This is a genomic window from Rhabdochromatium marinum (genome assembly GCF_016583795.1).
GTDB lineage: Bacteria > Pseudomonadota > Gammaproteobacteria > Chromatiales > Chromatiaceae > Rhabdochromatium > Rhabdochromatium marinum.
In genome coordinates this window covers 1-588 of sequence record NZ_NRRS01000209.1, presented here as the reverse complement: position 1 = coordinate 588, position 588 = coordinate 1, and the positions used below count along the sequence as shown (strand labels likewise).

Genomic DNA, 588 nt, shown 5'->3' with positions numbered 1-588 from the left:
CCGGCCAGTTCGCCCTGCTGATACGCCACACCGCTGATTTCAGGGTTCTGGAGTGCCTGAGTGTCGAAGCGCACCAGCTCTTGGCTGATGCTGTTGATGGGCGCGAGACGCTGGAGACGATTCACCCAGCTCAGCGTGGTGTCCAATCGATGGCGCAGACTCGGGGCGAGCCAGCCATTGGGTCTGGTGCGATTATGAAAGCGCGGGGCGCGATAGCGCAGATTCGCTGTGCGCCGACGGCGACGACAGGCGCGGCGAGCGGTTAAGCGCTCACGGATCTGGGCACCACGGTGGGTCAGTTCGGCCAACCACAGCACCTGCGCCTCACGGCGTATCTCGCCCGTCTCGGGGTCGATGCGCTCGACCTCGCGCACCACGGCGATTCCGGTCGTTTTGCTCCCCGGATCGAGCGACAGGCGCAGTGGTTGAGTTTCACCACCGAGGCGATCCTTGAGCCGGATGGTGAAGGGGTGTAGCCGCACCACCACCGCTCGCCCACGCTGGAGTAACAGCCGAGCGCGCTTCTCCGTGCACGGCATCAGCGGGTTTTTCTGTTTGTCGAGAACAAAGACAGCCATTTCAATTCCT

General features: G+C 63.3%; 1 protein-coding gene. It reads right to left on the bottom strand.

Features of this window, described 5'->3' with window-relative positions:
- A partial coding sequence (gene iscB, locus CKO36_RS19345; protein ID WP_200286516.1) for an RNA-guided endonuclease IscB occupies positions 1–578 on the bottom strand: 578 nt, incomplete at its 3' end.
- Positions 579–588: the final 10 nt, after the last annotated feature.